Annotated in this window: 22 protein-coding genes and 1 pseudogene; 19 read left to right on the forward strand and 4 right to left on the reverse strand. The window is 36.9% G+C overall.

Going from position 1 to position 21,505, the window contains the following annotated elements:
• Window positions 1-87: 87 nt before the first annotated feature.
• The 4 genes and pseudogenes from tsaE to tsaD all read left to right on the forward strand — a co-directional run bounded on the left by tsaE (window position 88) and on the right by tsaD (window position 2,708).
• A pseudogene (gene tsaE / locus WDJ61_RS02405) lies at window positions 88-559 on the forward strand (tRNA (adenosine(37)-N6)-threonylcarbamoyltransferase complex ATPase subunit type 1 TsaE).
• Entirely contained in the window at window positions 540-1,250 is a 711-nt protein-coding gene (gene tsaB / locus WDJ61_RS02410) for a tRNA (adenosine(37)-N6)-threonylcarbamoyltransferase complex dimerization subunit type 1 TsaB (RefSeq protein ID WP_338752886.1), read from the forward strand. The pseudogene tsaE and the gene tsaB overlap by 20 nt, the downstream one beginning before the upstream one ends.
• Window positions 1,243-1,689 (forward strand): ribosomal protein S18-alanine N-acetyltransferase, encoded by a 447-nt coding sequence (gene rimI / locus WDJ61_RS02415; protein ID WP_338752888.1) that lies wholly within the window; start codon window positions 1,243-1,245, stop codon window positions 1,687-1,689. Before tsaB ends, rimI begins: the two co-directional genes overlap by 8 nt.
• A complete protein-coding gene (tsaD, locus tag WDJ61_RS02420; protein WP_338754666.1) occupies window positions 1,689-2,708 on the forward strand; it encodes a tRNA (adenosine(37)-N6)-threonylcarbamoyltransferase complex transferase subunit TsaD in 1,020 nt (339 codons plus the stop codon). Before rimI ends, tsaD begins: the two co-directional genes overlap by 1 nt.
• A 488-nt stretch (window positions 2,709-3,196) precedes the next feature.
• Here the strand turns inward: tsaD and WDJ61_RS02425 are convergent, their stop codons facing one another.
• Entirely contained in the window at window positions 3,197-5,119 is a 1,923-nt protein-coding gene (locus WDJ61_RS02425) for an ABC-F family ATP-binding cassette domain-containing protein (RefSeq protein WP_338752890.1), read from the reverse strand.
• Window positions 5,120-5,399: 280 nt separating this feature from the next.
• Here WDJ61_RS02425 and WDJ61_RS02430 point away from each other — a divergent pair, with 280 nt between their 5' ends.
• Genes WDJ61_RS02430 through tatC form a run of 3 tightly spaced genes read left to right on the forward strand, consistent with a single transcriptional unit; the run spans window position 5,400 to window position 7,057 of the window.
• On the forward strand, window positions 5,400-6,059 hold the full coding sequence (locus tag WDJ61_RS02430; RefSeq protein WP_338752892.1) for a redox-sensing transcriptional repressor Rex: 660 nt from the start codon (window positions 5,400-5,402) through the stop codon (window positions 6,057-6,059).
• A gap of 49 nt (window positions 6,060-6,108) precedes the next feature.
• A complete protein-coding gene (locus tag WDJ61_RS02435) occupies window positions 6,109-6,288 on the forward strand; it encodes a twin-arginine translocase TatA/TatE family subunit (protein WP_338752894.1) in 180 nt (59 codons plus the stop codon).
• A 16-nt stretch (window positions 6,289-6,304) separates the two neighbouring features.
• The gene (gene tatC, locus WDJ61_RS02440) at window positions 6,305-7,057 is read left to right on the forward strand and encodes a twin-arginine translocase subunit TatC (protein WP_338752896.1); all 753 of its coding nucleotides are present in this window, start codon (window positions 6,305-6,307) and stop codon (window positions 7,055-7,057) included.
• Window positions 7,058-7,116: 59 nt separating this feature from the next.
• On the opposite strand, the gene WDJ61_RS02445 is transcribed toward tatC, so the two are convergent.
• Entirely contained in the window at window positions 7,117-7,317 is a 201-nt protein-coding gene (locus WDJ61_RS02445; protein WP_338752897.1) for a YdiK family protein, read from the reverse strand.
• A gap of 29 nt (window positions 7,318-7,346) precedes the next feature.
• Window positions 7,347-8,081, reverse strand: a complete 735-nt coding sequence (locus WDJ61_RS02450) for a CPBP family intramembrane glutamic endopeptidase (RefSeq protein WP_338752898.1) — start codon at window positions 8,079-8,081, stop codon at window positions 7,347-7,349.
• A gap of 237 nt (window positions 8,082-8,318) precedes the next feature.
• Between WDJ61_RS02450 and groES the strand changes: the two genes are divergently transcribed.
• The 12 genes from groES (at window position 8,319) to WDJ61_RS02505 (ending at window position 20,762) form a co-directional block, all read left to right on the forward strand.
• The gene (gene groES, locus WDJ61_RS02455; protein ID WP_338752899.1) at window positions 8,319-8,606 is read left to right on the forward strand and encodes a co-chaperone GroES; all 288 of its coding nucleotides are present in this window, start codon (window positions 8,319-8,321) and stop codon (window positions 8,604-8,606) included.
• Between the two features lie 40 nt (window positions 8,607-8,646).
• Window positions 8,647-10,278 carry a chaperonin GroEL gene (gene groL, locus WDJ61_RS02460; RefSeq protein WP_338752900.1) on the forward strand — a complete coding sequence of 544 codons (1,632 nt, stop codon included), beginning with the start codon at window positions 8,647-8,649 and terminating at the stop codon, window positions 10,276-10,278.
• 506 nt (window positions 10,279-10,784) lie between these two features.
• The gene (locus WDJ61_RS02465; protein WP_338752902.1) at window positions 10,785-12,827 is read left to right on the forward strand and encodes an ATP-dependent nuclease; all 2,043 of its coding nucleotides are present in this window, start codon (window positions 10,785-10,787) and stop codon (window positions 12,825-12,827) included.
• Entirely contained in the window at window positions 12,820-13,812 is a 993-nt protein-coding gene (locus WDJ61_RS02470; protein ID WP_338752904.1) for a UvrD-helicase domain-containing protein, read from the forward strand. The genes WDJ61_RS02465 and WDJ61_RS02470 overlap by 8 nt, the downstream gene beginning before the upstream one ends.
• Before the next feature lie 94 nt (window positions 13,813-13,906).
• Complete coding sequence (gene istA / locus WDJ61_RS02475) at window positions 13,907-15,157, forward strand: IS21 family transposase (protein ID WP_413789039.1); 1,251 nt, start codon at window positions 13,907-13,909, stop codon at window positions 15,155-15,157.
• Between the two features lie 2 nt (window positions 15,158-15,159).
• A complete protein-coding gene (gene istB / locus WDJ61_RS02480; protein WP_338752684.1) occupies window positions 15,160-15,933 on the forward strand; it encodes an IS21-like element helper ATPase IstB in 774 nt (257 codons plus the stop codon).
• A gap of 372 nt (window positions 15,934-16,305) precedes the next feature.
• Window positions 16,306-16,812, forward strand: a complete 507-nt coding sequence (locus tag WDJ61_RS02485; RefSeq protein ID WP_338752906.1) for a hypothetical protein — start codon at window positions 16,306-16,308, stop codon at window positions 16,810-16,812.
• Window positions 16,813-17,356: 544 nt separating this feature from the next.
• Window positions 17,357-17,671 carry a hypothetical protein gene (locus tag WDJ61_RS02490; protein WP_338752908.1) on the forward strand — a complete coding sequence of 105 codons (315 nt, stop codon included), beginning with the start codon at window positions 17,357-17,359 and terminating at the stop codon, window positions 17,669-17,671.
• Between the two features lie 123 nt (window positions 17,672-17,794).
• The gene (locus WDJ61_RS18995; protein WP_413789078.1) at window positions 17,795-17,932 is read left to right on the forward strand and encodes a GIY-YIG nuclease family protein; all 138 of its coding nucleotides are present in this window, start codon (window positions 17,795-17,797) and stop codon (window positions 17,930-17,932) included.
• Window positions 17,933-17,941: 9 nt separating this feature from the next.
• A complete protein-coding gene (locus WDJ61_RS02495) occupies window positions 17,942-18,082 on the forward strand; it encodes a hypothetical protein (RefSeq protein WP_338752910.1) in 141 nt (46 codons plus the stop codon).
• A 507-nt stretch (window positions 18,083-18,589) separates the two neighbouring features.
• Window positions 18,590-19,675 carry a DNA sulfur modification protein DndB gene (locus WDJ61_RS02500; RefSeq protein WP_338752912.1) on the forward strand — a complete coding sequence of 362 codons (1,086 nt, stop codon included), beginning with the start codon at window positions 18,590-18,592 and terminating at the stop codon, window positions 19,673-19,675.
• A complete protein-coding gene (locus WDJ61_RS02505) occupies window positions 19,668-20,762 on the forward strand; it encodes a DGQHR domain-containing protein (protein WP_338752913.1) in 1,095 nt (364 codons plus the stop codon). Before WDJ61_RS02500 ends, WDJ61_RS02505 begins: the two co-directional genes overlap by 8 nt.
• A 116-nt stretch (window positions 20,763-20,878) precedes the next feature.
• Here the strand turns inward: WDJ61_RS02505 and WDJ61_RS02510 are convergent, their stop codons facing one another.
• Entirely contained in the window at window positions 20,879-21,430 is a 552-nt protein-coding gene (locus WDJ61_RS02510; protein ID WP_338752914.1) for a Fic family protein, read from the reverse strand.
• Between the last annotated feature and the right edge of the window lie 75 nt (window positions 21,431-21,505).

Below are 21,505 nucleotides of genomic sequence, written 5' to 3' on the forward strand. Positions count from 1 at the left end.
TAAACTACCTTAGGATGCAATGACTCCTAAGGTTTTTTTTACGATTAAAGCTTAAAGGATTGAATAATGAATAAAGGGAGACTTAATATGAGTACAATAGCTTTTTTCACATCAAGTGCAGAGGAGACTCAAGCTTTTGCAGAAAGGCTGGCTCAGCTCTTACAACCTAGAGATGTGATTTTGCTTGAGGGTGATTTAGGTGCGGGGAAGACGACGTTTACGAAAGGACTAGCGAAAGGACTTGGTGTCAAACGAACAGTGAATAGCCCTACGTTTACGATTATTAAAGAATATATGGGCAAACTTCCGCTTTATCATATGGATGTGTATCGAGTTCAGGATGAGGAAGAAGATCTTGGTTTTGATGAATATTTTTATGGAGAGGGTGTCACAGTTGTGGAATGGGCTCATTTAATTGAAGGACAGTTCCCGAGTGAATATTTAAAGCTATCTCTATTACATCAAGGAAATGATAAGCGTAAAATAGAATTAACACCTGTAGGAACAAGATATGAATTAATTTGTAAGGAGCTTTTAGGATGAAAGTATTAGCGATTGATACATCTACATATACACTTGGAGTAGCCCTGTTAGATGGGGAGCAGTTAATAGGGGAATATATTACGGATTTAAAGAAAAATCATTCATTGCGGGCGATGCCAGCCATTGATGCATTGTTAAAAGAATGTGAGGTACAGCCATCCGAGCTTGATAAGATTGTTGTTGCGAAAGGACCAGGTTCTTATACAGGTGTTCGTATTGGGGTAACGATTGCTAAGACGTTAGCTTGGTCTTTACAGATTCCATTATCAGGCGTATCTAGTCTTGCGACGGTTGCCGCTTCCGCGAGATATTTTCCAGCTTATATTAGTCCTATTTTTGATGCAAGAAGAGGTCGAGTCTATACTGGGTTGTACCGATTCGAGAATGGAGAGTTGATCACTGTGAAAGAAGATCAAAATCTATTGCTTGAAGATTGGTGTAAGGAATTGAAGGAGTTAGATCATTCTGTTTTATTTACAGGCAAGGATGTTCTTCTTCATAAAGAAACGATTATAGAAGTGTTAGGTGAAAAAGCGATCATTGGAGAAGCGAGTGTACATTCACCACGACCGTCTGACTTAGGCCGACTTGGTTTAACTGCACCAGCTGAAGATTTGCACTCGTTTGTGCCAAACTATATTCGCCTCGCTGAAGCGGAAGCAAAGTGGATAGAGGCGCAACAAGGAGTAGAAGGCCGTCATGGTTGATATAGCTGTTCGTGAGATGACACTTGATGATGTCGAACAAGTATATGAAATTGAGAAGAGCAGTTTTACCGTTCCTTGGACAAAGGAATCCTTTTATAAGGAAATCGATAATAATTTGTTTGCCTTGTATCATGTGGCGGAATCAGAGGGACAACTAGTAGGTTATTGTGGCATGTGGCTTGTATTAGATGAATCGCAAATTACGAATATTGCGATTTTACCGTCTTATAGAGGACATGGTTTTGGTGAAAAACTTCTTGTGCATGTGATGAAAGCAGCTAAAGAAAAAGGGGCTGCAGTGATGACATTAGAAGCGAGGGTGAGTAATACAACCGCTCAAAATTTATATAAAAAGCTTGGTTTTCAGCCGGGTGGGATTCGCAAAAATTATTATTCCGATAATCAGGAAGATGCATTAGTAATGTGGGTGAGGTTATGATGAAAAAAGACACATATATATTAGGGATAGAAACAAGCTGTGATGAAACAGCCGCAGCTATTGTAAAAAATGGCAGAGAAATTGTCGCAAATGTTGTTTCTTCGCAAATTGAGAGTCATAAGCGCTTTGGCGGAGTGGTGCCTGAAGTCGCTTCTCGTCACCATGTAGAAGAAATAACAATTGTGATTGAAGAAACGCTGAAACAAGCAGAGATGACGTTTAAAGATTTAGATGCGATTGCTGTTACGAAAGGTCCGGGTTTAGTAGGATCTCTTTTAATAGGAGTGAATGCGGCGAAGGCTTTAGCTTTTGCTCATAACCTTCCACTTGTAGGGGTTCATCATATTGCCGGTCATATTTACGCGAATCGAATCGTTGCGGAAATGGCTTTTCCATTATTGTCTCTTGTTGTTTCTGGCGGCCATACGGAGCTTGTGTTAATGAAGGAGCATGGAGCATTTGAAGTGATTGGAGAAACGCGTGATGATGCAGCTGGTGAAGCTTACGATAAAGTGGCACGGACATTGAATCTTCCATATCCAGGAGGTCCACATATTGATCGAATGGCAGCTGAAGGAGAAGTTTCCATCGATTTTCCGAGAGCTTGGCTTGAGGAGGGCTCTTATGATTTTAGTTTTAGTGGATTAAAGTCGGCGGTGATTAATACGCTTCACAATGCAGAGCAACGCGGAGACGAGTTAAAGCCTGAAGACATTGCTGCGAGCTTCCAAGAAAGTGTTATTGAAGTGTTAGTGGTGAAAACGATGCGGGCGACAAAAGAGTTTGATGTGAAGCAAGTGCTTTTATCAGGGGGAGTGGCAGCGAATAAAGGATTAAGAAAGGTGTTAGAAGAGCAATTCGCTACTTTGCCAGAAGTTGAATTAATCATTCCTCCGCTTTCTCTTTGCACAGATAATGCCGCAATGATTGCTGCGGCTGGTACAGTTCTATTTGAGCAAGGAAAAAGAGATGACTTCACAATGAATGGTTACCCAGGATTAGATATTGAGCAATTTTAAGCAAAAGCTGTCCTATGAGAAATTCTTATCGGACAGCTTTTTTCGTTGTTCACAACCTGTTGGTAAGTTGTGAATAAATAAATATATCTTGTTGAAAAGCCGCTAAGTAAACGCATACAAAATTGTTGATAATGTGGATAAAAACACATAAAAATGTGGATAAAGGGGATAACTTTGTTAAGTTATTGTAAATAAAGTGTTTTTTATGTGGATAAGATTGTGAATAAAAAAAGAAAGCGTCCGAAAAGTCAAAGAACGGATACAAAGGCCGAAGAAAGAGTCCGAAAAGTCAAAGAACGGATACAAAGGTCGAAGAAAGCGTCCGAAAAGTCAAAGAACAGATACGAAGGTCGAAGAAAGCATCCAGAAAGTCAAAGAACGGATACAAAGGTCAAAGAAAACGTCGACAAAGTCAAAGCAATCCCAAAAAACTAGGGCTGTCACAGAAAGTCAGTTTTCACTGACTTTCTGGACAGCTCCATAAATGATTAATCCTGAAGAAGCTCCCACTCTTCCATTAACTTCTCCACTTCAGATCTATTATTCTCAAGCTTTTCATTTAGCTCGAACGATCGTTCATGATCCTGAAATACTTCAGGCTGACATAATAGTTCTTCGGCTTGTGCGATGTCCGCTTCGATTCTTTCAATTTGTTGTTCAATTTCTTCGATGCGTCGCCGCTTTTGGCGTTCTAGCTTCTTCTGTTCTTTATCGACATAATAAGTAGAAGCTTCACTTGAGGTTGTATCTGCTTTTGCAGAAACAGCGGCTTCTTCTATTGTAGCCAATTCCTCTTGTTCTAGTTTCTTAGCCACGTAATAATCATAATCTCCAAGGTACTCGGTTAGACCTTCTTGAGAAAGCTCGATCACTTTTGAGGCAAGTCGATTGATAAAATAGCGGTCATGGGATACAAATAAAATCGTTCCTGGATAGTCGATCAGTGCGTTTTCTAGCACTTCCTTGCTATCTAAATCAAGATGGTTCGTTGGCTCGTCGAGAATAAGGAAATTGGCCTTTTGCATCATTAATTTAGCGAGAGCGAGGCGAGCTTTTTCACCACCGCTCAAGGTAGAAACGGGCTTTAATACATCGTCACCTGAAAAAAGAAAGTTACCAAGTGCTGTGCGGATATCTTTTTCCTGAGTGCTTGGATAATCATCCCATAATTCGTTTAATACCGTTTTATTAGATGTTAATTCCGCTTGTTCTTGGTCGTAATAGCCGATTGAGACATTTGTTCCAAGCGTAAAGGTACCAGCTAGTAAAGGCAGTTTATTGACGATTGTTTTCAAGAGGGTTGATTTCCCAGCTCCATTTGGTCCAACGAGTGCGATGCTGTCTTCTCTTGGAACGAGTGTAGTTAAGTGGTTAGCGACAGCTTTCCCTTGATAGCCAATGGATAAATCATTGACTTTTAACACTTCATTCCCACTTTGCTTCTCAATTGTAAACAAAAAGTTGGCGGATTTCTCATCTCCATCCGGGCGGTTCATTAATTCCATCCGCTGTAGCTGCTTTCGGCGGCTTTGTGCTCGTTTAGTGGTAGATGCACGCGCGATATTGCGTTGAATAAAATCCTCCAGCTTTGCGACTTGTTCTTGCTGCTTTTCAAACATTTTCATTTCTTTTTCGTACTGTTCGGCTTTTTGAATTAAATATTTACTGTAGTTCCCGTGAAACTTTTTAATTTTATGACGGGATACTTCATACACTTGGGTGACCACTTTGTCGAGGAAGTAACGGTCATGAGAGACAATTAAAATAGCACCGCTGTAGTTTTGTAAATATTGTTCGAGCCAAGAGAGCGTTTGAATGTCTAAATGGTTTGTCGGTTCATCTAGTATTAAAATATCAGGCTTCGTTAAAAGCAGCTTCCCTAAAGCCAGTCGTGTTTTTTGTCCACCACTTAGTGTGGATATTTTCGTTGAGTAATCAAAGTCGTGAAAGTTTAACCCGTGCAAAATGGAACGGATATCTGCTTCAAATTGATAGCCGCCTAGCTCTTTAAATTTATTTTGTAACACATCGTATTCACTCATGACTTTATTGTAAAGTGCTTCATTTTCATATACTTGAGGATTCGACATTTGCGCTTCGAGATGACGAATCGTTTGTTCCATCTCTTGCAAATGAGCAAATACAGAGAGCATTTCTTCCCAAATGGATAGCTCAGATTCTAATCCAGTATTTTGCGCTAAATAACCGATCGTCACATCCTTTGGTTTCATAATCTCCCCAGAATCATACGAAAGGTGACCAGCAATTATTTTTAAAAGAGTCGACTTCCCTGCACCGTTTCGACCAACAAGGGCAATCCGATCCTTCGTTTGTACCTCTAATTTTATATTCGATAGTATAAGTTCAGCACCGAAATACTTCGACAGCTGTTGAACTTGTAACAAAATCATCTTTTTTCACCTCTGTTTTCAGTGTAGCCCATTCTACTAGCAGGAGCAATGTTCTAAGTTTAGTTCATTTAATTTGTGAAGCTTTATGAAAGAATGAGGTTAATTTAGAGCATTTTATTCGAATGAGTTAAAAGTCAACAAGACACTTTAATAAAGCCAATTGTGAAAAGATCAACAAAGGTATAAGACAAAAAACGTAAATTATTGTATGATAACACGTAAGGGAAAACAGATGGAAGCGTTAACAAGGAAGTTAGTTGTAGTAGTGGGGGTATGTTAAATGAATCAAGATTCAATGAGAATTCCGCAGGCAACAGCGAAGCGTCTGCCATTGTATTACCGTTTTATTCAAAACTTACATTCTTCTGGGAAGCAAAGAGTCTCTTCGGCAGAGCTAAGTGAGGCTGTTAAAGTGGATTCAGCAACGATTCGCCGAGATTTTTCTTATTTCGGGGCGCTTGGCAAAAAAGGATATGGCTATAATGTGAGCTATTTGCTTTCTTTCTTTCGAAAAACATTAGACCAAGATGAAGTGACAAATGTAGCATTAATCGGTGTGGGGAATTTAGGGACTGCTTTTTTGAATTATAATTTCATGAAAAATAATAATACGAAAATCCAAATGGCTTTCGATGTAGATCAAGATAAAGTGGGCACTATTATAGGAGATGTCCCCATTTATCATTTAGATGATTTAGAGGAAAAGCTGAAGAAAGCATCGGTGCAGGTGGCTATTTTGACAGTTCCATCTCAGGCTGCTCAAAGCATTACTGATCGGCTAGCTGATTCTGAAATTAAAGGACTATTAAATTTTACACCGGCTCGGCTAACTGTCCCAGCGTCGATTCGGGTGCACCACATTGACCTCGCTGTAGAGTTGCAGTCATTAGTCTATTTTTTGAAGAACTATCCAGAAGTAGCAGAAGAAAAGTCGCAATAGAAAAATGTTGAAAAATCGGTTATGATGAAGGGAAGGAGGTGTTGCACTAATGCCAATAGGTATAGGTAGTATGATATTAATCGCCGTTGCAGCATTATTGATTTTTGGACCGAAGAAGCTTCCTGAACTTGGACGGGCAGCTGGAGATACATTAAAAGAATTTAAAAATGCGACAAAAGGGCTGGGAGACGATGAAGATAATCCAGCGGATAAAAAAGATCCCCAGTAATGAAGGATGAATGACTATGAGTCGACAAGACATGACCATATATGAACACGTTGGTGAATTGCGAAAACGGCTTATCATAGTAGTCGTTTTCTTCTTCTTTGCTATGATATTAGGTTTATTTTCTGCGGAGCCGATCATTCGTTACTTGCAGCATGCTGATGAGGCAAAAGAGCTAACAATGAATGCTTTTCGCGTCACCGATCCATTAAAGATTTATTTTCAAATGGCTTTTATTATAGCCATTGTTATCACCTCACCCATGATTCTTTTTCAGCTTTGGGCATTTGTTAGCCCAGGCTTATTGGATAAAGAGAGAAAGGTTACACTTAGTTACATTCCTGTATCGGTGTTGCTTTTTCTAGGGGGACTTTCATTTTCTTACTTTATTTTATTTCCGCATATTATTCATTTCATGATGAATTTATCAGGGAAATTAAATATTGAGCAAGTGATTGGTATTAATGAATATTTCCAATTTTTATTTCAAATTACAATTCCATTTGGTTTTCTATTTCAATTGCCAGTTGTTACTTTGTTTTTAACAAGGCTTGGCATCATTACACCGATGTTTTTGGCGAAAATTCGCCGGTATGCTTACTTTTCATTGCTTGTCATTGCCGCGTTGATTACGCCGCCGGATATTATGTCTCACTTGATGGTAACTGTACCTTTACTCATTCTTTATGAGATTAGTATTTGGATTTCGAAAATTGGTTATAAGAAGGCCATAGCTGCAGAGATTGAAGTGGAGAATTTAGAACATGAATAAAAAAGGCTGTCCAAAGGGCGATTCCTCCGAATAGAGGAACATCCCTTTATGGAACAGCCTTATTTTTTTGCACTTTTCTTTAGTCGGAAATGCATAAACACTAGACGAATACCTGAACCGATATCCATTGTTGCCAGTAGAATTAATACATAAGTGAAAAAGTCAAAACCGTTAGAATTGACATTTTCAATCGCCCAGTAAGTAAATAAAACGCCGAGAAATAAATAAAAGATCCCGGCAGTTAATGGTGATCGTCTCATTAAAACTCCTCCAAATTCAGTTAAACAGGCTATGAAAGCCAAGCAATAACGCTTTGTAGCTGCTCTGCTTCTTTTATCATTCTTTCAATTTCATCTTTCAAAAAGTATTGCACCAGTACAACGGTCGAATTCATGGCCACATGGGCAAAAATAGGTACAATCAGTCTTTTTGTTTTCATATATAGATAAGCGAATGTAAAGCCCATGGCTGAGTATAATAGGATATGCTCTGGCTCCCCGTGAACAGCAGCAAAAATAACGGAGCTAATCAGCGCAGAGATGCTGAAAGAAAACTTTTCATGTAAGCTGCCAAAGATAATTTTACGAAACACGATTTCTTCTAATATTGGACCGAGTATGGCGACTGATATCATTGTGACTGGGACAAACTCGATGATGTTGACAATCGTTTCCGTGTTTTCAGATCCCATTTCAACACCAAGGATCATTTCGATGGAAATGGCGATTCTTTGTGCCAGAAATGCAAGGAATACCCCAGCGATCGCCCAAAACGTGGACTCTCCAGCAGACATCGGCGCTGTTCGTTCCAAGCGGTTTTTGGGTGAATCGCGTAAAATGAGAAGGACAATCACCAGCGTAACGGAAAAGCTTATGAGAAGCCAGTAACCTGGAACCATTTCTTTCACTCGGGTCGGTTCTATGCCTAAGGCTACCCCCATTTTATACATAAGCGGTACACCAATAAGGCCTGATAACTGCATGATTAAATATACAATAAGAACAAAGCCATATTTTTTTTTCAAATGCAAAGTACTCCTTTATTAAAAATTCAATTACAGCCTATTTTACTAATAAAAAGATGAGGATTCAAACAGAACGATTAAAGGAGGAGTCGTCAAGAGGGAATGATTTGTAAAAAAATAATGCTTCATGCTTGCAAAACAATTGCGAATTAATTATTATAATAATTGTGTTAGCACTCATGATAAGAGAGTGCTAATAAATCAAAAATTACATACATTATGAGGAGGTTGTTTCACTTGTTAAAACCACTAGGTGATCGCGTTGTTATTGAGCTATTAGAATCAGAAGAAAAAACGGCTAGCGGAATTGTATTACCAGATTCAGCAAAGGAAAAGCCGCAAGAAGGCAAAATCGTAGCGGTTGGTACAGGTCGTGTTCTTGAGAACGGTGAGCGTGTAGCTCTAGAGGTAGCTGTTGGAGATCGCATTATCTTCTCTAAATATGCCGGTACAGAAGTGAAATACCAAGGATCAGAATATTTAATCCTTCGCGATAGCGACATTCTTGCTGTCATCGGAGAATAATAGACGAATACGAATAAAAATAATCAGGGAGGTTTTACACATGGCAAAAGAAATTAAATTTAGCGAAGAAGCTCGCCGTGCAATGCTTAGCGGGGTAGACCAATTAGCAAACGCTGTAAAAGTAACTCTTGGACCAAAAGGACGCAACGTGGTACTTGAGAAAAAATTCGGTTCACCTTTAATCACAAATGATGGTGTAACGATTGCAAAAGAAATCGAGCTTGAAGATGCATTCGAAAACATGGGTGCGAAGCTTGTAGCAGAAGTAGCAAGCAAAACGAATGATGTAGCGGGTGACGGTACAACAACGGCAACAGTACTTGCACAAGCAATGATCCGTGAAGGCCTAAAAAACGTAACGGCTGGAGCAAACCCAGTAGGCGTTCGTAAAGGCATGGACAAAGCAGTTCAAGCAGCTGTTGAAGCGTTAAAAGAAATCTCTAAACCAATCGAAGGCAAAGAATCAATTGCTCAAGTAGCGGCAATCTCTTCTGCTGACGAAGAAGTTGGTCAATTAATCGCTGAAGCAATGGAGCGCGTAGGTAACGACGGCGTTATCACAATTGAAGAATCTAAAGGCTTCACAACAGAGCTAGACGTTGTAGAAGGTATGCAATTCGACCGCGGATATGCATCTCCTTACATGATCACTGACTCTGACAAGATGGAAGCGGTTCTTGACAACCCATACATCTTAATCACAGACAAGAAAATCACAAGCATTCAGGAAGTTCTTCCTGTACTAGAGCAAGTGGTTCAACAATCTAAACCACTTCTATTAATCTCTGAAGATGTAGAAGGTGAAGCATTAGCTACATTAGTAGTGAACAAGCTTCGCGGTACATTCAATGCAGTAGCAGTAAAAGCTCCTGGATTCGGTGACCGTCGTAAAGCAATGCTTGAAGATATCGCTGTATTAACTGGCGGTGAAGTAATCACTGAAGATTTAGGACTTGATCTTAAATCAGCAAATATCACTCAATTAGGACGCGCAGCGAAAGTGGTTGTTTCTAAAGAAAACACAACAATCGTTGAAGGTGCTGGCGATGCGGCTCAAATCGAAGCACGCGTAAACCAAATCCGCGTTCAACTTGAAGAAACAACTTCTGAATTTGACCGTGAAAAATTACAAGAGCGCTTAGCGAAATTAGCTGGCGGCGTAGCTGTCATCAAAGTTGGTGCTGCTACTGAAACAGAACTTAAAGAACGCAAACTTCGCATTGAAGATGCGTTGAACGCAACTCGTGCAGCCGTTGAAGAAGGAATCGTATCCGGTGGTGGTACTGCACTAGTAAACGTATATAACAAAGTAGCTGCTATCGAAGCAGAAGGCGACGTAGCAACTGGTGTCAACATCGTTCTTCGCGCATTAGAAGAACCAATTCGCCAAATCGCTCTAAACGCTGGTCTTGAAGGCTCTGTCGTAGTTGACCGCCTAAAACGCGAAGAAATCGGCATCGGCTTCAACGCAGCAACTGGCGAGTGGGTGAACATGATCGAAACAGGTATCGTAGACCCAACGAAAGTAACTCGTTACGCTCTACAAAACGCAGCATCCGTAGCAGCTATGTTCTTAACAACAGAAGCTGTAGTTGCTGACAAGCCAGAAGAAAACGCTGGTGGCATGGGCATGCCTGACATGGGCATGGGCGGAATGGGTGGAATGATGTAATTCAGCCTTTCCAAACGCTGATCCATCAACGTTCTTCACTTAAATGAATAAGAAATGCTAACTTTTTTAGAAAAGTAGCGTTTTGCAAACATACAAAAGACCTTTACTATGATTTCATAGGAAAGGTCTTTTTGTGCATACATATACATATTTAATGCTATGTTACAAAAGACTTAGAAATGGAATAAGTAGTTTAGGAGAAAAGCTTGTTATATACTAGATATAGGAATTTTTGTTCTCCATTCCTAAATTTCAAGTTGAAGATTTATTGAGAGAAAAGTAATGAAGGTTTCTCTGTTTTTGAATTTAATAGTAGAGGGAATCAAATTTTGTGTAAAAAAATGTATCACTCTGGTGTTCCTAGCATTGTTGTCACTCTAGAGTGCCTAAATCACATTTTCGTGATATCACCCAAACATTAGGCTCTACCTAGTATATCACTGAAAAATGATATCAGTTTTCCTTCATGCTCTTTTCTAAGAAAAGTAATTTCAGGAGGGTAAAAAATGTATTTGGAGACTTTGAATTTATATAATTTTAGAAAGTTTTCTAAGGGAGATCAACCAGGTCTTACAGTTAAGTTTAATGACAAATTAAATTTATTAGTAGGAGAAAATGATTCAGGAAAAACAGCTATTATTGATGGAATACGATATTTATTAGGTGTAGTTAGTGATGAATATATAAAGATTCAAAATGAAGATTTTTACCGAAACGAAGATGGTGAAACGGTAACTAACTTTCAAATTGAAGGGGTTTTTGCTGATTTATCTGAACAAGAGGCAGGCGCTTTTTTAGAATGGCTTTCGATAAAAGAAGATACATATGAGTTAAGAGTTTATTTAACAGTAGATAAAATTACAGACTATTTAGGAAAAGAAACTTTGGACTTTAATTTGAAAGCAGGACCAAAAGGAGCAGAATCGAGGCTTGAAAAAGTAGCAAAAGAAATTTTAAAAACAACATACTTGAAGCCATTAAGAGATGCATCACAGGAGCTAAAGCCAGGCTTACGGTCTCGTTTAGCTCAGATCTTAAGGTATCATCCTGCATTAAAAAAAGAAGTGGGCGAAGAACATCAGTTAGAAACAGTCGTCAAAGATGCCAATAGTAAAATTGAAAATTTCTTTGGAGAGATATATCAAGACGAGAAGTCAATTGTGACAGATTTAAAAGAATTACTTAAAAATTTTTTTAGTAAAAGAGACAGCGATGACAAAGTTACACCTGTCTTTGAAGTTGCACAAACAGATTTGAATGATATTTTAAGAAAATTGGGTTTGACTACAAAAGAGATTAATAATGGGTTAGGAAGTCTAAATGTGCTGTTTATAGCAACGGAGCTATTACTTTTAAACATTGAAAATAATATGGGACCTAATATTACTTTAATAGAAGAAATAGAAGCTCATTTACATCCACAGGCTCAATATCGTCTTATTAAATATATTGAGTTACAGTTAAAAAAGGCAAAAGCTAACGGTCAATTTATTATAACAACTCATAGTCCATCATTGGCAGCTTCTATTTCTCCGGAATATATTGTTCAGTTATATGAGGAAAATGCTTATGAGTTAAGTAAAGGCTCTACGATGCTAGAGGATGAAGATTATGAATTTTTAAAACGATTCTTAGATGCTACTAAGAGTAACTTATTCTTTGCAAAGGGCATTATTTTTGTAGAAGGGGATTCAGAGAGTTTATTGATTCCTGTAATTGCAGAATTAATAGGGTTACCATTACATGAATATGGTATTTCAATTGTAAATGTGAATGGTACTTCATTTGAAAGATATATTAAATTATTTTCACGAGCAGATGATGGTAATAAATTCAAACTCCCAGTATCAGTAATCACAGATTTAGATATTAAGCCTTGGATTTATTATGAGAAAGGATGGGGTAAAGACTATTACTATTCGATAGAAACGAAGAAGGAATACGAGGAAATTAAAAAAAATATATCAAAAGAAATTGGTTTTAATGAAGACCTACTTGGACGTAGATATAATACAGCACCACAATTATTAACAGAATGGGGCTTCAAGGGTAACGATTTCTCTGAGGCGGACAAGAAAGAAGTAATAAAAATTATTGCAAAGGCAATAGATGAAGATTATCTAACGGAGAAGATAACAAGAAAGAAAAGTGACTTATGTAATAAATATAGTATATATAATGCAGAATATAGATTATGCATAGCAAAAGAATGGACTTTGGAATATTGCTTAGCTAAAAGCTGTTTGAGTGTAATGTTGATTGAAAGTATATTTGAATGTCGTTATAAAAAACCTACTAAGGTTGAACAGCAAGAAAAAGAAGATCTAATAGCAGAAATTCAAGGTGGAGTATCTGATGAAAAAGCTTTAGAAATTTTCAAACCAGTTCATAAGAAGAATGTGTCTAAAGCTGAAGTAGCCCAAGTGTTAGGTTATAAGCTATTAAATGATTCTTCGAAAAATTTGGGGAGAGAGATTTTAAAGGATACTTATTTAAAATATATTGTAGAAGCGATTCAACATGCCTCAGGAGTTGATATAGATGATTAAACGTATAGAGGAAATGTTATTACCTAGAGGTATAAATTTTACAGATTCACAACAACATGTTTTAGATATGGATGAGTCAATCAATGTAATAGCAGCACCAGGTGCGGGTAAAACCACAGTCCTAATAGCTAAATGTGCGTTGCTATTAAAAGAAGCCAAGTTTAATAGTACAGGTGTTTGTATCCTAACTCATACAAATGTTGCTGTGGATGAAATAAAGTTAGGAATAGAACGGCTAGGACTAGGGGAGATACAATACCCTAATTTTATTGGAACAATCCAGTCATTTTTTAATCATTTTTTTGCTAGAAAAATGTATCAATCCGAATATAGTAATAACAAATTCAGGATTTTAGATGAAAAAGAATATGAAGATTATTTTCATAGAATATTTGAAAGGAACAAGCCACACTGGTATAAAGATGATTGGTCATTACCTAAACCAGATAATGATGAAAAATATACCAGAGATTTAATTTGTGATTCAGAAGGAATAAGTAATAGAGTTAGACATAGTAATGACGACTGTGAATTGTCTTTACAAATTACACATGATTCTTTATTGGGTAATGGGATTTTTTGTAACAAAGATACTCTATTGCTCAGCAAGTTATATATTGAAAAATATAAAAATGAATTAAATAAAGTTATCGGTAAAAGATTTAAGTACTTGTTGTTAGATGAGGCGCAGGATACAAATGAGTTACAATATCAATTATTAAGTAATTTATTGGAAAATAGTGGTGTTGTATTTCAACATTTTGGAGATCCACATCAACAAATTATGAATTCTATAGGAGCTATCCTAGACAGTGGTTGGAAACCTCATGATGGAAAGTTTAGAAAATTAGAAATTGCAGAGAGTAATAGGTTCGGAGAAAATGTAGCTAAGGTATTGAGAACTACTTGTGCTTATCATTATTCTACACTTCAAGGTAATGAGGGGGTTAATTCTTTCCAACCGCATGTTCTATTATATGTGTGAATACCGGTGTTAAAATCCTCAATAATAACGGTTTAAAATTCCCCAGTTATCACAGATAATCTATTTCGATTAGAGATAGATTGGAAGTGTAGGAATGACGTTATTGTTGGAGGATTTTTTGATGATTCGAGAATTGAAACAGAAAGGCTGGGCCATAAGTGCTATCGCCAGGGAAACTGGATTTGATCGAAAAACGGTGAGGAATTATATCAATGCTGAAAGTTCACCTCAATCAAAGCCGCGTGCCAAGCGACCAAGCAAACTAGATCCATACAAGCCTTATTTGTTGGAACGTATCAAAGAAGGCACGACCAATTGTGCTGTACTGATTGAGGAAATTCGTGCGATGGGGTATCAAGGCAAAAGTACGATCCTTCGAGATTTTGTTCAACCGTACCGAGAAGCCCCCAAGAAACAAGCAACCGTGCGGTTTGAAACAGCTCCAGGACGACAAGCGCAAGTGGATTGGGCAGAAGATATTGGTGAATTTATGGTTAATGGGGAAAAACGATCGCTTTATGCCTTCATCATGATCTTAAGTTATTCCCGTAAACGCTATATTGAATTTACAACCGATATGACACAAGAAACCTTGATGAAATGTCATATGAACGCTTTTAGTTATTTTTATGGGATGCCGCAACAGTTGCTTTACGATAATATGCGTACTGTGGTCACCAAACATAGCTTGAAGCAAATTCGTTTCAACAAAAAATTCGAGGATTTCCTCAACTACTACGGGATTATCCCTAAAGCCTGTAAGCCCTACAGGGCTCAAACAAAAGGAAAAGTAGAACGAGCAGTTGCTTATTTAAAAACGAATTTTTTGAAGCGTCGTCTACCTGAAACATTAGAAGAACTGAATTATGAAGTACGAAAATGGCTAGATGAGGTTGTCCATAAAAAAAGAAACCAAACTACGCAACAAACACCGAATGAACGATTTGAGGAAGAGCGAGGATTATTACTTGCGTGGAATATAAAACCTTTATACCCTATTCAACAATGGGAACTCCGGGAAGTGAGTAAGGATTGCTTGATTTCATATAAAGGGAATCAATATTCTGTCCCTTATCGATTTGTCGGACAGCGTTTAAAGATTCGGGAAAACGATGAAGCCATACTAGAAATTTATGATGAACACGAGTGTATAGCCACACATCCAGTGATCGATGGAAAGCGTCAAATGACGCTAGAAAGTAGCCATTACAGTGGTTTACCTGGAACAAAAAAAGAGCAGGAAATGAATCTAAATGGTTTGGCGACCCCAGATTCTCCTACTCCAACATCCAATGTCGTCCATCGATCATTGGCTGAATACGCTGCCCTCGAGGAAGGTGATTAATTGTGTACTCATTACTCGAAGAACGCTTAAAAGTGTTAGGTTGGCAGCAAACGGCACATCAACTAGATTCATTAGTTGAAAGTGCTTCTGCCAATAATGTATCATATTTTGACTTTCTTGACACGCTTGTGAAGCAAGAATGGGAGCAGCGAGAAGCTCAAGCACTCACAAAGCGCATACAAAAAGCAAGATTTCCCTATAGCAAAACGATTCATGATTTTGATTTTAGCTTTCAACCAAGTATTAGCGAGCAACGCGTAAAAGAAACGCTCACATGTCGCTTTATTGCGAATGGGGAAAATCGCTTGATCTTAGGACCGCCAGGTGTCGGGAAAACCCATTTAGCCATTGGTTTTGGCTTAGAAGCACTCGCAAAAGGCTATCATGTGTTATTTATGACAGCGGATGACTTAGGTGAACAATGCCAAAAAGCAGCTAAAAAAGGAACGATGAATTACTTAATCAATCGTCTCTGTAAACCGGACTTAATTATTCTGGATGAGGTCGGCTATTTTTCGTTTGATACTTTAACAGCTAATCTATTTTTTCAAGTGGTTTCAAAGCGTTATGAAAAAGGTGCGATGATCATTACATCGAATAAATCCTATGTAGAATGGGGAAAAACTTTCGGTGATGATGTACTGGCGACGGCGATTCTGGACCGTCTCCTCCATCACTCCGTTACGTTTAATATTAAAGGTGATTCATATCGCATGGAGGAAAAGAAAAAAGCTGGGATCTTCCCAACTCCTCCAGCGATAGAATCGGAAAAGTGAGGATTTTTATTCCGGCATTTTTGGGGAATTTTACGCCGGTATTGACAATATGATTCACCAAAAGAGGTTTCTAAACTTTATGAAGGATTAATTCAAAGACATGAAGATAATAATCCAGAATTTAAAAGTAATAAAAAAGCGATTTATATAGTAACAGGACAACATGATATTTTAAAGAAATATAATTCGAATTATAAAAGGCCAGTTGAATCTCGAGAGCAAAGAGTAGATTCTATAGGTTATTTATACAAAAGGATAATTGCCATTTTTCGGAAAGTAAGTAGTGGGAAGGGGGTCTATTATTCTATTACAGACATTAAAAGAAAATTGAATTCAGAATTAGCATTGAAAGTTGCAATGCAGAAAATAATTATGGCTATTGAGTCAGATTTATCCATTGATAATGAACTGGACAGACTTTTGGAGTTATATGATGGTGTCACAGAGATTTCTTTAGATAAAGATATGGTGCTAAAAGAATTAGAAACCTTAAAACAAATCAGTAAAAGTACCCCTCAATCAATTGGGAAAAATAAGTTAGGAAGAATACTTTTTGGAACTATTCATTCTGTAAAGGGAGAAACACATAAAGCTACTTTAGTTGTTAACTGGAAATTTGAAAGAGGCTTTAACGAAAGTAAAAAAGAATATGATGTTTTTGAGATGGTAGAAAAGCAATTACTAGGTGTTCCCTATAATGATAGTCTCAATATAAATGAAGAAGAAAAAACAGTTTTAGAATCTGTACTAAGATTAATATATGTTGCTTTTAGTAGACCTACACATTTGTTGGTATTTGCACTTCCTAAAAGTCAATTCGATGAAGATCTTAATAGAAGAATGAACTTCGAGCAAGCTGGATGGGTTATTCATGGATAGTCGTTGTTTTCGCTCACATAACATTGAACCACTTTGCTCATGAAAACGTGAGCCATTCCATTTCCAGTAAAACCACCGTCTTGATATGGAGTGAGAGGTATGACAGGCTTTGAAACATCCTGATGTGTCGACTTTTGAGCCAAATCATGCCTCTGAAGTCTCCATCACAAGACATTCCAGATTCACTAATTAAAAAGTTAGAAGTGGCTCAAAATTCAATTATCAAACAAAAGCGTAATCCCTAAGCAATAAAGCTAGCTAAAATCTGTTTTTTACAAAAACATAGGAAACTTATTTGCGAGATATGAGAATTTGATTTTAAAGAACATTATGGGCACATAGGTGCAGGATATAGTGGTTGTGTGTGTTAACTTCTACCGTATGTTATACAGTAGAAGGCCATGGCTTTCATTAGATGAAATAAGGGAATTGATAAGAAATAAGAGATAATCATTCACCTCTAATGTCTCCTGATGGTAAATTAGAAATGAGACTGAAAGATTATAATATAAGGACAAAATGAAACGGACAGTAGGTGAAGAAAGTGGATAATCCCAAAGAGATTCGAAGAAAGTACAATCAAAAATGGGGTTTTGGTATGGCACCACTCAAATCAAAGATGGAATACGAGTATAAAAAAGCTGTTTATAGTGTGTATAAAATTCTGACAGGTATCGTTAGTGCGAATGAAATGGATCTCGATGATATCAGTAAACTTAAAGGTTTGATCAATCGTTGCCTAAGACAAGATCAATGGGACTGGTTTACAGTTTATGCGAAGTTCGGTGAGCCTAATCCCCAAATATTGAAGTCGATACCACATTTTTTAACAAAATTACGCAGGGCTGTAAAAAAATAATATGAGGAAAAAATTGGTACTTCAGTTCAAAAACTTATCCAATTAAATGTAATTGAACTGTGCGAAATTTACTTAAGCAGGAAAGAGCCAGTAGAGACACAAACTAATTTTGGCTATATTTATATTCTTTCTCGCCGAGAAGAACCCAATGTGTTGAAAATTGGGATGACTAACAGAAGCATTGAAAAACGTATTAAAGAAATCAATTCTGCTACTGGCGTCCTCTTCCCTTTTTCCGTAAAAAGGGTTTTTAAAGTATAAGATGCTCAGTTGGCAGAAAAATTGATTTTCCAAGCTCTTGATGAATACCGAATTCGAAAAGATAGGGAGTTCTTTTTAATAGAATATCGTGAAGCAACAAGAAAAATACATGAATTGCTGACGGAGCATGAACTGCAATTAGACTACTAAAAAAGAGGCTAACAAAGGGTCTCTTTTTTCATTATTAAACAATAATCTTGTTCCTTTAATATGACAAGAGTGTTCTAATCGAAACATAAAACCGGTTATTAATACAATAACTATTGATATAGATAGTATTAAAAATATCGCTATAATTCCTAGTAGCAATATTTTTTGCAACATAAGTTTAAAAAATTGTGACAAGTCATTAACATTGATATGATATAGGTAAGAAGTTCCAAATAACAGAAGAATTAAATGATAGGTGGGATTTGAATGTAAAGTGCATAATATAGGTTTTGAATATAAATATGGAAGATCTCTAATGAATTTTCAAGTGATATGGATATTTTTGGACATAAAAGTATTGGCTTTGATAATAAGTATTAGCTTCTTTTTGAACAGAAATGCACAGAATTACAAGAAGAGTAACAGATTCAAAAGGCTTAGATTTGTTAAGGAAAAGTACTGAAGTAGGGATATTCTAGGACCAGTTTATTATTAGGAGGTTAGATTATGGGTTTTTTGGAAAGTGCGACAAAGAAAGAAGAGTATCCTATTTCAATTTCTGCTGTCCGAGGAAATCAATTTGGGCAAATTGTATATTCAGCACAGACAACAGCTGAAAATATATTAGCTATATTTGAAGTAGATCCTTCTGTACAACGAGAGTTAAATAGTGAACAGGTCGGTAGTTTGTCGACTTATATTTTAAGTCGTTTATTAGAAAATGAGCATACAATTTATTTTCCACCGTTTGTATTTTCTGCACGTGGTCATGGTAAGTATGTTGAAGAGGAATTGATGTACAAATTGACACTAAACAATCGAATGGCTGTTTTAGACGGTCAACATCGATTACGTGCTTTAGAAAGCGTGGCAGATCGTTTGAAAAGTTCAGCAAATCATCAAGATAGGCAATTATATGAAAAGTTAATTAAGGTTCCCTTGTCTTTACAAATTTATGAGGGATTAACTATTGAAAAAGAACAGCAATTATTTACAGATATTAATGCGAAAAGTACTCGAGTAGGAGCTAATTTGATTAAATATTACGATGAAGACAACATTACATCAAAATTAATGCGTGAAGTTGTTCATTATCACCCGACAATTTCAGTAGATAGTTTTGAATTACGGAAAAATCAAACACGTCGCAAGTTAATGACGGGATTAACTGTATATAAATTAATTGTAATGCTTCATAGTGGGCGTGTTATTTCAAACCATGAGAATTATGAATTTGAAGTGAGTGAATATGAAGAGCTATTTAAAAAGATCAACAAATTTTTAATACTGTTGACAAAATATATGCCTTCAAATGCTTATAAACGAGAAGAGTCAATTTATTTAAATCAGTCTGTACTGATTGGACTTGTAAAAGTCATAAGTAAAATTTCTCCTGACCAATGGGATCATTTCTTCTCAAATGTTGTTGTCTCATATGATTGGAGTCATCGAAATAAAGATTTTCATCGTGTACGGATACCATACAATCGCCAAACATGTCGCTTTCGCTTATCGCCTGGAAGTAAGGTGATAAAGACGATTGACACTATTTTAACGCAAAAGGCGAAAAAAGGAGGTTATTTAGTTGTTTGAATTAACTGGTTTTTTACATACCTTCCCTAATAATGAAAGCATAGGCGTTTTGACTACACAAATGAAAGTGAAAGATCTGTTAGATGTATACCAAATTGAGGACTCTGTTAATCGAGATATCAATCAATCCAGAGTAGCTCAATTAAGCAAGTATGTGGATACATTCGATTCTCCATCTGGTATATATTTTCCAGCCGTTATTGTAGCTTATGAAGGTGCAGATCCGCATTATGATAAGACTAAAGATATGTTCATTTTTCCACAAGGGAGAAACTTTGTTGTGTTAGATGGGCAGCATCGTTTGAAAGGGCTGGAACATTTTAAAAATACAGAGAAAGATATGAACCGTCTTTCTCAAATATTAAATTCTACAATTACGACACAAGTCTATTTTGGGTTTGACCGCTCGAAAAAACGTAGATTATTTACTGAGATTAATGCTACTTCTAAACGTGTTTCTAAGAATTTAGTAGTTCAATATGATGATCGAAATATAGTGAATACACTAGTTAACGATTTGTTAAAGGGGGAGCGTAACAACCCATTAAGACAAATGGAGGTGGATGAAGAAAAGTCACGTATTGTACGCCCAGGAAATAAAGCTTGGATGTCTTCTGTCCGTTTAGCGCGATTCATTTCATATTTACTGATAGGAACTGGAGAGATAAGTCGTACAACAAATCAACTGTTGGGAGAACATTATGAAAAAGTTTTCGCATTCTTACAACAATATTTCTATTTATTAAAAGAAGCATTGCCAGAAGAACCAGGTGATGTACACAAAAATATTTTGGGGCATGAAGCTCTTCAAAATGCAATTGCTGTTGTTTGTCATGAAAGAATTGTGCAAGTGACAAAGACAACGATCGAATGGAAAGAAGATTGGCAACAAGTTGTTGAATTTTTAGAGTATATAGATTGGAATGTTAATTCGCCCGTTTTTAAATCTCTACTTGTACCAAAGGGTGGGAAAAATTCTTATGTAGGGTTTGAAGATGTTAAGCATGGAGACGTTGTTACGTTGCTTCGTAGAGAATTAGATGAGTTGTTACAAGATGAGATTAAAGTAGTTTATGAGATTAATTGAACCTATTTAATAATTTGCATTGGTATTCATTGTAAGAGGTCAGTCATCAATTCACTAAATTGGTGACTGACCTCTTTTCAAATGGTTTTGATTAAAATGTAAAATGAGTATAAAGATCAAGTCAAAACCCCAAGTAAGTCATAGTTGACGTATTTTTTATTTCGCTTCGTTTGTTTATCAGAGTAGAGTAACCCTTTTGTTGCTAAAGCATTTAGCGCTGAACGAGCAGTGCTTGGGGCGATTTTTAGTTGTGTTGATACTTTTTTCACTGTTGTATGGGGATCGCTAAATGTATAGACCCATACTTTCTTTTCAGATTCTGTTTGACATCTCCGCAATCCGTCCATCGCGAGTTTATCTGCAGCATCTAGCTTTGTGCTAATTTTATCAGCCATCCGATGGCAAGCGGTTAGGAAAAATAATACCCAGCTACTCCAATCGGGCTGATCTCCACGTACGCCATTCAATAAATCATAATAGCGAAGTCGCTCACGTTCTAATTCCTCACTAACAAAGAAAATAGGTTGTGAAATAAGTTTTGACTGTACAAAATAAAGAACAATTAAAATCCGTCCTAAACGACCATTCCCATCTGAAAATGGATGAATCGACTCAAACTGTGCATGAATTAAGGCTGCTTTCACAAGCGGGTGACTGTTTTCGTCCAAAATGAAATTGCCTTTATCCAGGTGTTTTGTAGATCATGGTTGGTTGTATGGATGATCGTTAATAAAAAACTCCCA

Origin of the sequence: Bacillus sp. FJAT-52991, from assembly GCF_037201805.1 — a bacterium.
GTDB classification, from domain to species: Bacteria; Bacillota; Bacilli; order Bacillales; family Domibacillaceae; genus Bacillus_CE; species Bacillus_CE kandeliae.

Bases quoted from the DNA above. Each gene is read 5' to 3' on its own strand.
- tsaB (WP_338752886.1), top strand. From the start codon at position 540: ATGAAAGTATTAGCGATTGATACATCTACATATACACTTGGAGTAGCC.
- rimI (WP_338752888.1), top strand. From the start codon at position 1,243: ATGGTTGATATAGCTGTTCGTGAGATGACACTTGATGATGTCGAACAA.
- tsaD (WP_338754666.1), top strand. From the start codon at position 1,689: ATGAAAAAAGACACATATATATTAGGGATAGAAACAAGCTGTGATGAA.
- WDJ61_RS02425 (WP_338752890.1), bottom strand. From the start codon at position 5,119: ATGATTTTGTTACAAGTTCAACAGCTGTCGAAGTATTTCGGTGCTGAA.
- WDJ61_RS02430 (WP_338752892.1), top strand. From the start codon at position 5,400: ATGAATCAAGATTCAATGAGAATTCCGCAGGCAACAGCGAAGCGTCTG.
- WDJ61_RS02435 (WP_338752894.1), top strand. From the start codon at position 6,109: ATGCCAATAGGTATAGGTAGTATGATATTAATCGCCGTTGCAGCATTA.
- tatC (WP_338752896.1), top strand. From the start codon at position 6,305: ATGAGTCGACAAGACATGACCATATATGAACACGTTGGTGAATTGCGA.
- WDJ61_RS02445 (WP_338752897.1), bottom strand. From the start codon at position 7,317: ATGAGACGATCACCATTAACTGCCGGGATCTTTTATTTATTTCTCGGC.
- groL (WP_338752900.1), top strand. From the start codon at position 8,647: ATGGCAAAAGAAATTAAATTTAGCGAAGAAGCTCGCCGTGCAATGCTT.
- WDJ61_RS02465 (WP_338752902.1), top strand. From the start codon at position 10,785: ATGTATTTGGAGACTTTGAATTTATATAATTTTAGAAAGTTTTCTAAG.
- WDJ61_RS02470 (WP_338752904.1), top strand. From the start codon at position 12,820: ATGATTAAACGTATAGAGGAAATGTTATTACCTAGAGGTATAAATTTT.
- istA (WP_413789039.1), top strand. From the start codon at position 13,907: ATGACGTTATTGTTGGAGGATTTTTTGATGATTCGAGAATTGAAACAG.
- WDJ61_RS02485 (WP_338752906.1), top strand. From the start codon at position 16,306: ATGGCTATTGAGTCAGATTTATCCATTGATAATGAACTGGACAGACTT.
- WDJ61_RS02500 (WP_338752912.1), top strand. From the start codon at position 18,590: ATGGGTTTTTTGGAAAGTGCGACAAAGAAAGAAGAGTATCCTATTTCA.